Origin of the sequence: Streptomyces afghaniensis (genome assembly GCF_044327915.1) — a bacterium.
In the GTDB taxonomy this organism is placed as follows: domain Bacteria; phylum Actinomycetota; class Actinomycetes; order Streptomycetales; family Streptomycetaceae; genus Streptomyces; species Streptomyces afghaniensis.
Genome location: NZ_JBIRGJ010000001.1, coordinates 55871 through 69498, shown reverse-complemented (window position 1 = coordinate 69498; position 13628 = coordinate 55871). Strand labels below are relative to the sequence as shown.

Sequence of the window (13628 nt, the reverse complement as noted above, 5' to 3'; positions counted from 1 at the left end):
CACCCTCTGACCGGGCCCCGGAACCCCTGCGCCGGTTCCGGGGCCCTGCGCTGTCCCGGCCCCGGTAGACGGCTTCCGGGGGTTCCGATACGCGGCGTCGGGGCGCAGTACTCCTGGTGCGGGGGCCCAGTACTCCTGGCGGGGGGCCGGCCCACGGCTTCGTCGCCGCAGACCGGCCCCGGGCTCAATCGGCTTCCGCCTGCTTCGCCACCGCGTCGATCGCCGCCAGCGACTTCCGCACCTGGTTACGGTCCGTCGTGTACCAGAAGTCGGGCAGTGACGCCTTCAGGTAGCTCCCGTAACGGGCCGTCGCCAGACGCTGATCCAGCACGGCGACCACACCGCGGTCCCCCGACGCCCGTACGAGACGACCGGCTCCCTGGGCCATGAGGAGCGCGGCGTGGGTGGCGGCGACGGCCATGAAGCCGTTGCCACCCGCGTCCTCCACGGCCTTCTGGCGGGCGCTCATCAGGGGGTCGTCCGGGCGCGGGAACGGGATCTTGTCCATGACGACCAGCTGACAGCTGGGTCCGGGGACGTCCACGCCCTGCCACAGCGACAGAGTGCCGAACAGACAGGTCTTCGGGTCGGCCGCGAAGTTCTTGATGAGCTCGCCGAGCGTCTCCTCCCCCTGGAGGAGGATCGGGAACTCCGGGATCCGGGAACGCAGTTCCTCGGCGGCCAGCTGGGCGCCCCGCATGGAGGAGAACAGGCCCAGGGTGCGGCCGCCCGCCGCCTGGATGAGCTCCGTGAGCTCGTCGAGCATGTCCCCGCGGTCGCCGTCCCGCGCGGGACGCGCCAGGTGCTTCGCGACGTACAGGATGCCCTGCTTGCGGTAGTCGAAGGGCGAGCCGACGTCGATGCCCTTCCACTGCGGGAGGTCGTCACCTTCGGTGCCCTCCGGGGCGAGCCCGAGGGAGGCACCCACGCCATTGAAGTCCCCGCCCAGCTTCAGCGTCGCGGATGTCAGAACCACGGAGCGGTCCGCGAAGAGCTTTTCCCGCAGCAGCCCCGAGACGGACATGGGGGCGACCCGCAGGGAGGCACCGAAGCGGTCGTGGCGCTCGTACCAGACCACGTCCCACTCGGAGCCGTTGGTGATCCGCTCCGCCACGTCGTGCACGTTCTCCACGGAGGCCAGCGCCTGCTTGCGGACCGCGTCCTCGTCCTGGACGGACTTGTCGCGGGTGGTGCCGATGGCGGAGATGACGGTGCGGCACGCATCGCGCAGTGCCATCAGGGCGTAGCCGAGATCCTCGGGGATCTCCTCCAGGCGGCCCGGCAGCGCGAGCTCCATCAGCCGTTCGAAACCCTCGGCAGCGGTCTGCAGCTGGTCCGCCGCCTTCTCGTTGACGAGTTTCGCGGCCCGGCGCACCGCACGGTTGACCTGGCCGGGGGTGAGCTCTCCGGTGGCGACACCGGTGACGCGCGAGACCAGCTCATGGGCCTCGTCGACGATCAGCACCTCGTGCTGCGGAAGGACCGGGGCGCCCTCGATGGCGTCGATCGCGAGCAGTGCGTGGTTGGTGACGATGACCTCGGCGAGCTTGGCGCGCTCGCGGGCCATCTCGGCGAAGCACTCCGCGCCGTACGCGCACTTCGAGGCCCCGAGGCACTCCCTCGACGACACCGACACCTGCGCCCAGGCCCGGTCCGAGATGCCGGGTGTGAGGTTGTCGCGGTCGCCGGTCTCGGTCTCGTCGGCCCAGTCGCGCACCCGCAGCAGGTCCTGGCCCAGCTTGCTGGTGGGCGCGGCCGCCTCGAACTGGTCGAAGAGGCCCTCTTCCTCGTCCTGCGGGACTCCCTCGTGCAGACGGTGCAGGCACAGGTAGTTCGACCGGCCCTTGAGCATCGCGAACTCCGGGCGGCGGCGCAGCAAGGGGTGCAGCGACTCGACCGTTCTCGGCAGGTCGCGCTCGACCAGCTGGCGCTGAAGAGCCAGGGTGGCGGTCGCGACGACCACACGCTCCCCGTGCGCGAGCGCGGGCACCAGGTAGCCCAGCGACTTGCCGGTGCCGGTGCCGGCCTGGACCAGCAGGTGGGAGCCGTCGTCGATCGCCTCTGCGACGGCTTCGGCCATGGCCACCTGACCGGGGCGCTCCGTACCGCCGACGGCAGTGACGGCAGCATGCAGGAGTTCGGGGAGTGAGGGCTTCGTCATAGCGCGACCACCCTACGACCCAGCACTGACAAACGGGTGATCAAGGCAGGGACGGGGGACGGGATCAAGACCTTGGACTCCTCGGTGGCGGTGGCTCGGATGGGCGGACGGGACGGGGGTGGGGCGGTCCTGCGGGGAACATGACCGGTTCGGGAAGGGCCGGGGGCGGGGCGTCACGAGCTGGGGGCGGGCCGAGCTGTCGGCGGGCCGAGCCCTGGGCGGGGCCGGGTGGCGGGAACTGTGAGGGGCGGCATGGATCGGGCCCAGGCCGTCCGCTGTGGCCGCGTCCGTTGTAACCGCGAAGGAAGGCCGGCGAGCGGCTCGAGAAATTGTTGTGGTGGGGGTGGGAACTGCGGCGGCACGCACCACGTTCAATGAGTGATGACGCGGTGACACAGCGCTACAACAAGTGCCGAAGGGACCGGTCTCGGACCATGAGGGCGGCTCGCTTGTCGGGCAGGTCGACCTCGGCGGAGAACCGGAAACCGGCAGTCAGGAAGGCGGCGATGGAGGGGATGTTGCGAATGTCGGGTTCCGCGATGACGCGTGCGCAGGAGGGACGCTGCGCGAGTACGAGATCGGCCACGGCTCGGAGCAGCAGACCGCCGAGACCACGCCCTCGGTCGGCGACGGCGCCGACCAGGAGGTGGAGCCCCGTGTCGTGAGGCCGGGCCGGGTAGCGGCGGGCCAGCGCATCCAGGTCCGCCCGGTAGATCTCCCAGTAGCTCATCGGTCTTCCGTCCAGCACGCCGACGCACGGCACGCTTCGTCCGTCGCCGGTCAGCTGGGACATCACGTGGTTCTCGGTCACGTCCTGGGGCCCGGACAGCTCCCAGAAGGCCGCAGCGGCGGGGTCGTTCATCCAGCGGCTGATGAGCGGAAGATCGCGTTCGAGGCGCACGGGGACGAGGTGGAAGACGCCCGCGGGTGTGTCGGTCGGGCCCCAGTCGGCAACGCGGTCGAGGAGATCGTCCTCGGTCGGAAGAGCTGAGAGGACCGAGAGGCCGGAGGCCTCACGGCTCGCGGCGGTGGATACGGAGGGCTGTGCCGTGCCCTGGTCCGGGCGCCGTGCTCCGGGACTGTCGGACACCTCGTCCGCGGTGAAGGCGAGGAGTTCGTCCGGGAGCCGTAGGTCCATGGTGTCTTCGCCGGGGCCGCTCGCACCGGAATCCGCAGCGGGGTCCGCGTCGGCTCCCGTGCTGGAGTCGGCATCGGAACCTGCCTCGAAGCGGGCGTCGGAGCCGGCACCGGCGTTGACGTCGGCCGTGGCGGGGACAGCGGTACCGGCATCGGCTGCCGGATCAGCGGAAGGCACCAAACGCTCCTCTCAGGAAAGGGGGTGCGGCGTGTCCTCAGGAATGAACGAGGTCGGTTGTGTTCAAGGACCGTCAGGAGGTCAGGAGTGCAGGGGGTTGGCGATGGTGACGTAGACGGACTGGGTGTCGACCGGGCCGACGAGTTCGTCGAGGCCGTGGAGCCGGGTCAGCAAGTTGGCCTTGGAGCGCAGCACTGGTGAATCGAGCAGCCGGCTCGGCAGCGTGGAGCGCGACCGGGCTGGACCGGCGGCGACGGTGCCGAGGAAACGGCGGAAGGCGGCGAGCAGCAGCCGCTCGTCGGCCAGCCCCTGGGAGCCGAACGCGCCGATGAGGCCGAGGACGTTGTTGACCGCCAGGTAGTAAGCCAAGCGCTCGTCGGTGACCTCGTCGCAGACGAACGTGTCGCTCCGCTCCCCGATGCCGGGCAGCCGGGCGTCGAGGTCCGCGCGCCGGGACTCCCGGAAGTAATAGCCCTGGTTGTCACGGTAGCGGCCGCCCGCGGGCCATCCGTCGGCGTCCAGCAGGAGCAGGGTGTTCTGCTGGTGAGCCTCCAGGGCGATGCCGGCCTCACCGTCCAGCCAGAGAACGGGACGCACGACGTGCTCGAGGTAGCGCAGGAACCACTCGGCCGCGACGGCTCCGCGGGGCCGGCCGGTCCTGCGGGCGAGACGCAAGACGACTTCGGCCAGCCGGGACCGAAGAACAGGGCCATGGATATCCGGACGGTCGGGAGCGGTTCCCGGCCGGGCAGGAGAGCACGGGCGCGGCGAGACGAATCCGGCGACGCAGGAGACATCGTCCGATGGACTGAACGGGTTGTGCCGGATCACCACGTCCAGTCCGGGCAACGGGGCGCCGTCGGAACCTCCGGCGCCATCGGAACTCCCGGACTTACTGGGTTCCTTGGTTCCATCGGTTCCATCGACAGCGATCCAGGCCGGGTCGCGGACGATGTCGAAGCACGGATGCACGGCCCGCCACTGCTGCGCGAGTCCGCTGCGGAGCAGGCGGTGGACCTCGACGCCGCGGTGGAGTTCCTTACGGAGGTTCTCGCGACGGGAGTTGGTGATACGCAGGCCCAGCGACAGCTTGAGCATCGCGGGGGCACCGGTTTGGTAGACGGTTCGTACGGAGGAGGTGGGGTGCCAGGGAGTGCCGTGGGCGCCGAGGTCGCGGAGCAGTCCGCTGTCGAGCAGGGCAGCGGTCTGCGGGCGGTGCCGGATCTCGCGTGCCTGCCAGGGGTGAAGGGGCAGTAGGGCGTACCCGTCCGGCACAGGCATGTCGGTCCCGGCCAGGCGTGCGGTGAGTCGAGCCGCGGCGACAGGGCGGCCGCGTTCGGTCCAGGCGGAGTCGGTGGCGAGGACGGAAGGGTCGACAGCCATCCAGTGCAGGGGGAAGGAGCCGCGCAACTCGGGCGAGTACAGCCGTGCTTCCGCCTCGGAGAGACCCTCGCGGCTCTTCGGGGTCGGATGCAGCGGGTGTCCGAGGACGAGTGACTGTTCCGCGGCCAGGAAGAGGTCGGGGCCGTCGTCCGAGAGGTCACGGCGGTCCCTGGGGAAGGAGAGGAAGGAGGTGACGCGGCGGACGGAGTCGGCGACACCCGCGGCGAGTTCGACGCCGTCGACGCCGCGGCCGCCGTTACCGTGGCCGGGGCCATAGCCGTATCCGAATCCGTAGCCGTAGCCGTAGCCGTAGCCGTAGCCGTCTGCGGAGGTCTCCCTGGAGAGCAGGGCGGCGACCGTGATGGCATCGGCCGGTGGGGCGTGGTCGGGAGCGTCGGCCAGGCGCGGGAGGCCGAAGCGGTGCCAGCCCGTCGGGGACCAGTAGCGGACGGGGACGAGCAGGGCCGTGGCGCTGGCGGGTAGGGGGATGCGGAGGACGCCGTCGGCGGGGGCGGGCTGGCCGGTCTCGCGCACCCAGCAGCGCAACAGCGTCTCCACGGCTGCTGCCTGGGCGGCGATGTGCGGCTCGGGGTGCTCCAAGGGGTCGGCGACGACCCCGCCGACCCTCAGCTCGCCACCCGGCACCTCATCACCGTCCTGCGCCTCGGCGAACTGCCCCGCCCCAGGCCTCTGAAACGGGACCGCCGGGTTCGCCGGGTTCGGCGGGTTCACAGAGACCGTCGGACTCACCGAATCCACCGAGTCCACCGCGTCCACCGAGTCCACCGACACCCCCAACGCCCGGACATCAGCAGAGCCTCGTCCCAGCGTCGTGGCGTGGTCGTCGGGCTTGGGGATGGCGTTCAAGACAGGTACCTCGTTGGGTGGTTCCGGGCGTGGTTGGAGGGTCACGGCATGAGCTCCCACGGCATTGAGGCTCACGGCATGAGCCCGCATGGCATTGCGGCTCACGGCGTCTACGGCGCTGCTGCCGCGCCTCCAGCACATCGAACCGCCGCCCGGACGGCGTCGGCCAGGCGGTCCTGTACGGCGGCCGCCTGTTCGTCGGTGATCGTCAGCGGCGGCAGCAGCCGGACGACGCCGGCGTGTCGGCCGCCGAGTCCGACGATGAGGCCTCGCCGCAGGCACTCCCGCTGGACCGCGGCCGCCAGTTCGGGGGCGGCGGGAAGAGGCTTCACCGCAGCTCCAGCCGCCTGCCCAGCCCTCTCGGTCTCGCCCTCCGGGTCCACGAACTCCACCCCGACCATCAGTCCCCGCCCCCGCACATCCCCCACACACGGAAACTCCCCGACCAGTCCTTGGAGTTGACTCAGCATGCGCGCCCCGAGAGTCGCCGCGCGTTCGGCGAGGTGGTTTTCCCGGACGTGGGTGAGAGTGGCCGTGCCGGCGGCCATGGCGAGTTGGTTGCCGCGGAAGGTGCCGGTGGCGGCGCCGCGTTCAGGGACGTCGAGGTCGTCGCGGTGCACCACGACGGCCAGCGGGAGGCTGCCTCCGATGGCCTTGGAGAGGACCATCACGTCGGGGGTCACTCCGCTGTGCTCCACGGCCCAGAAGGCGCCGGTCCGCCCGACGCCCGTCTGGATCTCGTCGGCGATCAAGGGGATGGACCGGTCGGCCGTGAGCTGCCGCATGCGCCTGAGCCAGGCGTCCGGTGCGGAGATCACCCCGCCCTCGGCCTGGATGGGTTCGACGATCATCCCGGCGGGGAGCGAAGCGCCCGGCCCGCAGTCGTCGAGGACGGACTCGGTCCAGCGGGCGGCGAGGTCGGCCCCGCGCTCGCCCCCGACGCCGAAGGGGCAGCGGTAGTCCTGCGGGTAGGGCAGACGGGTGACCCTTGGGTCGTGGGCGCCGTCGGACGCGTCGAAAGCCCCGGCCGTCCTTCCGTGGGAGGCGCCGGTGAACGCGATGAGGCCGGTCCGGCCGGTCGCCACGCGCACCAGCTCACAGGCGCTCTGCACGGCGTCGCTGCCGGCTGGTCCGCAGAACCGCACGCGGGCCCGGCCGGCGAGCCCTGGGGGCAGGGTGCGGAACAGCTCGGTGATGAAGGCGTCCCTGACGGGGGTGGCAAGGTCGAGGGCGTTCAGGGGCGCGCCGGAGTCGAGAACCTTGCGGATGGCTTCCAGGACGACCGGGTGGTTGTGCCCGAGGGCGAGCGCGCCGGCGCCGGAGAGGCAGTCCAGGTAGCGGCGGCCGTCCGCGCCCTCGATGGTCAGCCCCCGGGCCCGCACCGGCACGATCGGCAGGGCGCGGGCGTAGGTGCGGGCCGCGGACTCGCGCGCGGACTGGCGGCGCAAAATCCCTTCGTGCCCGGCGCGCGCCCCCGGGGTCGTGCCGTCGACAGCACCGGGGAGGGCCCTCACCGGCATACGCCCCACAGCGGCCTCCTCGGACGCACATCCCCCATGGGTGGATTCCGCCACGACTTCCCTGACCTCCCACTGGGCACGGGCACAGAGGACCCGCACACAGACAGCAGGCCCCGCACCGCTACCAACCGCGGTCCGCTCACCGGGTTACGGGTTGCCTCAAGATCTTTTCCGTGACGGAACTGTTGCGGTTCCGTCGGGCCGCCCCCACAGCCACCGCATAGTGTGTGGTGCCGTTCCCGGACGCCGTGAACTCGGCCTGAACTCCCCATGAGTCGGCGGAAACCAGGGCCTGAGCACCGGTTCGTCCATGTTCGTACACACCAGGGGGAGTCACATCATGCGATCCATACGTCCGTCGTCCATCGCGAGCCGAGGGGGGAGGGCGCGCCGCAGGAACTCCCCCGTGCTGGCCGCCGTCGCCCTCGCCTCGGCCCTCGCGCTGACCGCCACCGCCTGCGAGTCGGGCGACGCCGCGGCGGGCGGTGAGCCCTCCGCGTCGGCCGGCTCCCCCGACGACGGCAAGCTGAGGATCCCGGACGACATCAAGGACCGGCTCCGCGAGCACGGGATCGACATCGACAAGTGGAAGAACGGCGCCTGGAAGAACTGGGACCGGGACGACTGGCTGCGCGAGGCCAACGAGTACATCAACCCGATCATCGAGGGGCTCTGGGACCCGGACCGCATGCGGGACGCGGAGGAGCCCGACCAGGGTGTCGACGACCGCGACCTCTCCGGTGACCAGGGCGTGACCGATCCCACGCCCGAGCCGGTCGAGGCCCAGGCGGTGCCGCCGTCGTACCACGCCAACGCGCCCACGGCCGGAAAGGTGTTCTTCGACTCCCCCAAGGGCTCGGCCGTCTGCTCGGCGACGGTGGTGAAAGACCCGGCCCACCCGGGCAAGTCCAACCTCGTGTGGACGGCGGGACACTGCGTGCACGCGGGCAAGAAGGGCGGCTGGTACCGCAACATCGCGTTCGTGCCGTCGTACAACGACGACGGCAAGCCGGTCGCGGAGCTGGAGAACGCCACGAGGGAGGACGTCGCTCCCTATGGCGTCTGGTGGGGAGACTGGGCGCAGACCTCGGACCAGTGGATCGAGCAGGGCGGCTCGACGGGCGGGGACGGCGCGCCCTACGACTTCGCCGTCATCCATGTGACGCCGGAGAAGGGCAGCGGCGGCAAGTCGCTGGAGGAGACGGTCGGTTCGGCGCTGCCGGTCGACTTCAAGGCTCCCGCCGTACCGCAGGTGAAGAACGTCACGGCGATCGGCTACCCGGCCGCGTCGCCGTACGACGGGCAGAAGCTGTACCGGTGCCAGGACCAGCCGGGTCGGCTGTCGGTCACCGCGTCGGATCCGACGATGTACCGCATCGGCTGCACGATGACCGGCGGTTCGTCGGGCGGCGGCTGGATCGCCACGGGCTCGGACGGCAAGCCGGCGCTGGTGTCCAACACGTCGATCGGCCCGGTGACGTCGGGCTGGCTGGCCGGCCCGCGCCTGGGCGAGGCGGCCAAGGGTGTCTACGACTCGGTCAGCGAGAAGTTCGCGGGCCGCTGACGGCCTGCTGATCACAGTCGGCGGTGGGGTGGCACGCCGGTCGCACCGGCAGCCCACCCGGTGCACCGGCAACGCACCGGTGTACCGGCAAACGCGCCGGCGCACCGGCCCGTGGACTCACGGAAACCTTCACCACCCCACCCCGGTACACCCTCAACTCCACGGGCATAGTGGGGTTTCGCGCCTGGGGCACCGGCGCTCACACCAATGACATGCACACGCAGCACCACACTGTCACGCACCAACGGGGGTCATCGCACCATGCGTTCCACACGTACGCCCGCGGCACCGAGGCGCGGGCGGCGCACCGTTCTCGCCGCCACCGGGCTCGTCGCAGCCCTGGCGTTCACCGTGACCGCCTGTGAGGGTTCGGCGGACTCGGCGAGCGACAAGCCCGACGCCACCACCTCGCAGGCCGCGGACGGCGGCGGCAAGGTCAAGATCCCGGCCGACCTCGCCGGCAAGCTCAAGGAGCACGGGATCGACGTCGACCGGTGGAAGGACGGCGGCTGGAAGGACTGGGACAAGGACAAGTGGCTCAGTCAGGCCAAGGACTTCGTCAACCCGGTGATCGAGGGCCTCTGGAAGCCGGAGCGGATGCAGTCCGCCAAGGAGGCCGACAAGACGGTCACGACGAAGGACGCGTCGGCCGGCCAGGGCGTCAGCGACCCGGATCCGGCGCCGGTCCGGGCGCAGGCCGAGAAGACGCCGTACCACCGGAACGCCGCCCCGGTCGGCAAGGTCTTCTTCGACTCCCCCGACGGCCCGGCTGTCTGCTCCGGCACGGTGATCAAGGACGTCAACCACCCGGGCAAGTCCAACCTGGTGTGGACGGCGGGCCACTGCGTGCACGCCGGCGGCAACGGCGGCTGGTACCGCAACCTCGTGTTCGTCCCGGCCTACAACGACCTCGGCAAGTCCGAGGCGGAGCTGAGCAACGCGAACCCGACGGAGGTCGCCCCGTACGGCAACTGGTGGGCGGACTGGGCCTCGACCTCGAACCAGTGGATCCAGGGCGGTTCGGAGACGGGCGGTGACGGGGCGGCGTACGACTATGCCGTGCTGCACGTGAAGCCCGAGCAGGGTGCCAAGTCCCTGGAGGAGACCGTCGGTGCGGCCCTGGACGTCGACTTCTCCGCGCCATCCACGGCCGAGGCCGCCAAGATGGGCGCCTGGGGCTACCCGGCGGCGCCGCCCTACAACGGGCTGAAGATGTTCAAGTGCGTCGACGTCCCGGGCCGGTTCTCGCTCAGCCCGAGCCTGCCGACGATGTACCGCATCGGCTGCACCATGACCGGCGGTTCGTCGGGCGGCGGCTGGTTCCGGGTGCTGAACGGCAAGTCCGTGCTGGTCTCCAACACCTCGATCGGCCCGGCCGACAACACCTGGCTGGCCGGCCCCCAACTGGGCCGCGACGCCGAGGCGCTCTACCAGAACATGAGCAAGACGTACGGCGGTCGCTGACCGGGGCATGCTGAAGGCCCGCTCCCTGCGGACAGGGGGCGGGCCTTCTCGCATCAGGCCTTACATCAGGCCCTGAGCCGTCAGAGCGCCGGCGCCGGGACGTACGGCGCGAGCTCCGCCGCCAGTTCCTCGTGCACCCGCACCTTGAGCAGGGTGCCCTCGGGAGTGTGCTCCTTGGAGAGGATTTCGCCCTCGTCGTGGGCACGGGCGACCAGCTTGCCGTGCGTGTAGGGCACGAGCGCCTCGATCTCGACCGAGGGGCGCGGCAGCTCGTTGTCGATGAGCGCGAGCAGCTGATCGATGCCCTGGCCGGTGCGGGCCGAGACGGCCATGGACCGCTTCTCGACGCGCAGCAGCCGCTGGAGCGTCAGCGGGTCGGCCGCGTCCGCCTTGTTGATCACGACGATCTCGGGCACATCGGTGGCTCCGACGTCCCTGATCACCTCGCGCACGGCGGCCAGCTGCTCCTCCGGGTTCGGGTGCGAACCGTCCACCACGTGCAGGATCAGGTCGGACTCACCGACCTCCTCCATCGTGGAGCGGAACGCCTCGACCAGGTGGTGGGGCAGATGGCGGACGAACCCGACCGTGTCGGCCAGCGTGTACAGCCGGCCGCTCGGGGTCTCGGCCCGGCGCACGGTCGGGTCGAGGGTCGCGAACAGGGCGTTCTCGACCAGCACGCCCGCGCCCGTGAGGCGGTTGAGCAGCGAGGACTTGCCGGCGTTGGTGTAGCCCGCGATGGCGACCGAGGGCACCTTGTGGCGCTTGCGCTCCTGGCGCTTGATCTCGCGGCCGGTCTTCATGTCCGCGATCTCCCGGCGCATCTTCGCCATCTTCTCGCGGATCCGCCGCCGGTCCGTCTCGATCTTGGTCTCACCGGGACCACGGGTGGCGAGGCCGCCGCCCTTGCCGCCGCCCATCTGCCGGGACAGCGACTGACCCCAGCCGCGCAGCCTCGGCAGCATGTACTGCATCTGCGCGAGCGCGACCTGCGCCTTGCCCTCTCGGGACTTGGCGTGCTGGGCGAAGATGTCCAGGATCAGGGCGGTCCGGTCGATGACCTTGACCTTGACGACGTCCTCGAGGTGGATCAGCTGGCCCGGGCTGAGCTCACCGTCGCAGATGACGGTGTCCGCGCCCGATTCGAGGACGATGTCACGCAGCTCCTCGGCCTTGCCGGAGCCGATGTAGGTGGCCGCGTCGGGCTTGTCGCGGCGCTGGATCACACCGTCGAGCACCAGCGCACCGGCCGTTTCCGCGAGGGCGGCGAGCTCCGCGAGGGAGTTGTCCGCGTCCTGCACGGTTCCCGTGGTCCAGACGCCGACGAGCACGACCCGCTCCAGACGGAGCTGTCGGTACTCGACCTCGGTGACGTCCTCGAGCTCGGTGGAGAGGCCCACCACACGGCGCAGGGCCGCGCGATCGGAGCGGTCGAACTGGTCGCCGTCCCGCTCTCCGTCGATCTCGTGGCTCCAGGCGACGTCCTCTTCCATCAGGGCATCGGCCCGAAGACCCTCGGGGTGGCTGTGCGCGAAGCGCTTGGTGTCCTGGGAAGGGGAAGAAGAGGAGGTCATTGGATCCTTAACGTAGCTGGGAAACCGTTTACGGCGACGGGGCCCTGCGAGCTTTCCGTCACCGGTCACAACGCGCGAGCACTCCGGGAGATTCCCGGCGCTCCGTGCCGCGCCGACCTGAAGATAGTCGCACGGCACGGGGCGTCTCGTCACCGTGTTATCGAGCGGCCGCTCGCGCGGGCGCGGCCGGCTTCCAGTCCGGGTGCCCCGGCATCGGCGGGGTCTTCTCCCCGTACAGCCAGGCCTGGAAGAAGCCGTCCAGGTCGCGCCCGGAGATCTCGGCGGCGAGCCGGACGAAGTCCTCCGTCGTGACGGTGTCGTCCCGGTACCGCCCGGCCCAGGCGCGTTCCAGGCGTTCGAAGGCCGGGCGGCCGATCTCCTGGCGCAGGGCGTACAGGACGAGCGCGGCGCCGCCGTAGACGTTGGGCCGGAAGATGCTGGTCTTGCTGCCGGGCTCGGGAACCTTCGGTGCGGCGGGTGGTCCGCCGGAGGCGCGCCAGCTGTCGGAGGCGCCGTACGCGGCCTTCATACGGTCCCGCATCGGCTTGCCGGCCTGTTCCTCGGCGTACAGCGCCTCGTACCAGGTGGCGTGTCCCTCGCTCAGCCACAGGTCGGACCAGGTCCGGGGGCCGACGCTGTTGCCGAACCACTGGTGGGCCAGCTCGTGGATCATGATCGACTCGACGTACCAGGCGGGGCGGACGGACTCGGCGAACAGCTCCCGCTCGAAGAGGGAGAGCGTCTGGGTCTCCAGTTCGAAGCCCGTCGAGGCGTCGGCCACGAGGAGGCCGTACGTCTCGAAGGGGTAGCGGCCGACCTTGCTCTCCAGCCAGGCGATCTGCTCCGGGGTCTTCTCCAGCCAGGGTTCGAGCGCCTTGCGGTGCCTGGTCGGGACGACGTCCCGTACGGGCAGCCCGTGCGGGCCGGTGCGGTGCAGCACGGTGGAGCGGCCGATGGAGACCTGGGCGAGCTCGGTGGCCATGGGGTGGTGACTGCGGTACGTCCAGGTGGTCGCGCCGCCGGACCTGTCCACCCCGGCGGGCAGGCCGTTGGCGACGGCCGTGTGACCGTCGGGTGCGGTGACCCGGATGGTGAACATCGCCTTGTCGGAGGGGTGGTCGTTGCACGGGAACACCAGGTGCGCGGCGTCGGCCTGGTTGGCCATGGCAAGGCCGTCCGCGGTGCGCACCCAGCCGCCGTCGCGGCCCTTGGCCGACGCGGGGTTACTGGTGTGCCACAGGGTGATCCGCATCCAGTTGCCGTCCGGCACGGAGTCCTCGGGCGTGATCACCAGGTCCTCGCCGGCGGTGCTGAAGGTGGCGGGCTCGCCGTCGATCTCGACCGCGTGGACCGTGCCGTGGGCGAAGTCCAGGTTGACGCGGTCCAGGTCGGCGGTGGTCCAGGCGTCGATGGTGGTCACGGCCCGCAGCGGCTCGCTGTTGCTGCCGTGATAGGTGAAGGAGAGGTCGTACGACGCGACGTCGTAGCCGGGGTTGCCCAGGTAGGGGAAGAGGCGGTCGCCGACGCCGAGCGGGACGGCCGGGGCGCTCGCGGCGACGAGGCAGACGGAGACGGCCGAGGCGAGCAGCGCCGCGGACGTCCGCCGGCGACAGGCACGGGTACGGGTGTGAGGGGTGAGGCGCATGCGTCACGGCTATCAGCGCGCGCGTGCGCGACGCGGGCGACGCGCGTCCGGCCCACCCGAACCGGGGACCGGGGCCTGCGCCGGGTGCCGCCCCGCGTCAGATGACCGACGCCCGCGCGCGCCCGGCCGCCCCTC

Annotated in this window: 8 protein-coding genes; 2 read left to right on the top strand and 6 right to left on the bottom strand. The window is 71.0% G+C overall.

What is annotated here, in order from left to right:
* Positions 1-184: 184 nt before the first annotated feature.
* The 4 genes from ACH4G3_RS00285 to ACH4G3_RS00270 all read right to left on the bottom strand — a co-directional run bounded on the left by ACH4G3_RS00285 (position 185) and on the right by ACH4G3_RS00270 (position 7246).
* Entirely contained in the window at positions 185-2161 is a 1977-nt protein-coding gene (locus tag ACH4G3_RS00285; protein WP_397622330.1) for an ATP-dependent DNA helicase, read from the bottom strand.
* A gap of 400 nt (positions 2162-2561) precedes the next feature.
* Positions 2562-3476, bottom strand: a complete 915-nt coding sequence (locus ACH4G3_RS00280) for a GNAT family N-acetyltransferase (protein ID WP_397622329.1) — start codon at positions 3474-3476, stop codon at positions 2562-2564.
* Between the two features lie 81 nt (positions 3477-3557).
* Positions 3558-5504, bottom strand: coding sequence for an IucA/IucC family protein (locus tag ACH4G3_RS00275; protein WP_397623342.1), 1947 nt, complete (start codon positions 5502-5504; stop codon positions 3558-3560).
* A gap of 332 nt (positions 5505-5836) precedes the next feature.
* On the bottom strand, positions 5837-7246 hold the full coding sequence (locus ACH4G3_RS00270) for a diaminobutyrate--2-oxoglutarate transaminase family protein (RefSeq protein WP_397623341.1): 1410 nt from the start codon (positions 7244-7246) through the stop codon (positions 5837-5839).
* Between the two features lie 340 nt (positions 7247-7586).
* Here ACH4G3_RS00270 and ACH4G3_RS00265 point away from each other — a divergent pair, with 340 nt between their 5' ends.
* Positions 7587-8810 carry a trypsin-like serine peptidase gene (locus ACH4G3_RS00265; RefSeq protein ID WP_397622328.1) on the top strand — a complete coding sequence of 408 codons (1224 nt, stop codon included), beginning with the start codon at positions 7587-7589 and terminating at the stop codon, positions 8808-8810.
* A gap of 261 nt (positions 8811-9071) precedes the next feature.
* Entirely contained in the window at positions 9072-10274 is a 1203-nt protein-coding gene (locus ACH4G3_RS00260; protein ID WP_397622327.1) for a trypsin-like serine peptidase, read from the top strand.
* An 80-nt stretch (positions 10275-10354) separates the two neighbouring features.
* On the opposite strand, the gene hflX is transcribed toward ACH4G3_RS00260, so the two are convergent.
* Both hflX and ACH4G3_RS00250 read right to left on the bottom strand, forming a co-directional pair.
* Positions 10355-11848 (bottom strand): GTPase HflX, encoded by a 1494-nt coding sequence (gene hflX / locus ACH4G3_RS00255; protein ID WP_020274556.1) that lies wholly within the window; start codon positions 11846-11848, stop codon positions 10355-10357.
* 157 nt (positions 11849-12005) lie between these two features.
* On the bottom strand, positions 12006-13493 hold the full coding sequence (locus ACH4G3_RS00250) for a M1 family metallopeptidase (protein WP_397622326.1): 1488 nt from the start codon (positions 13491-13493) through the stop codon (positions 12006-12008).
* Positions 13494-13628: the final 135 nt, after the last annotated feature.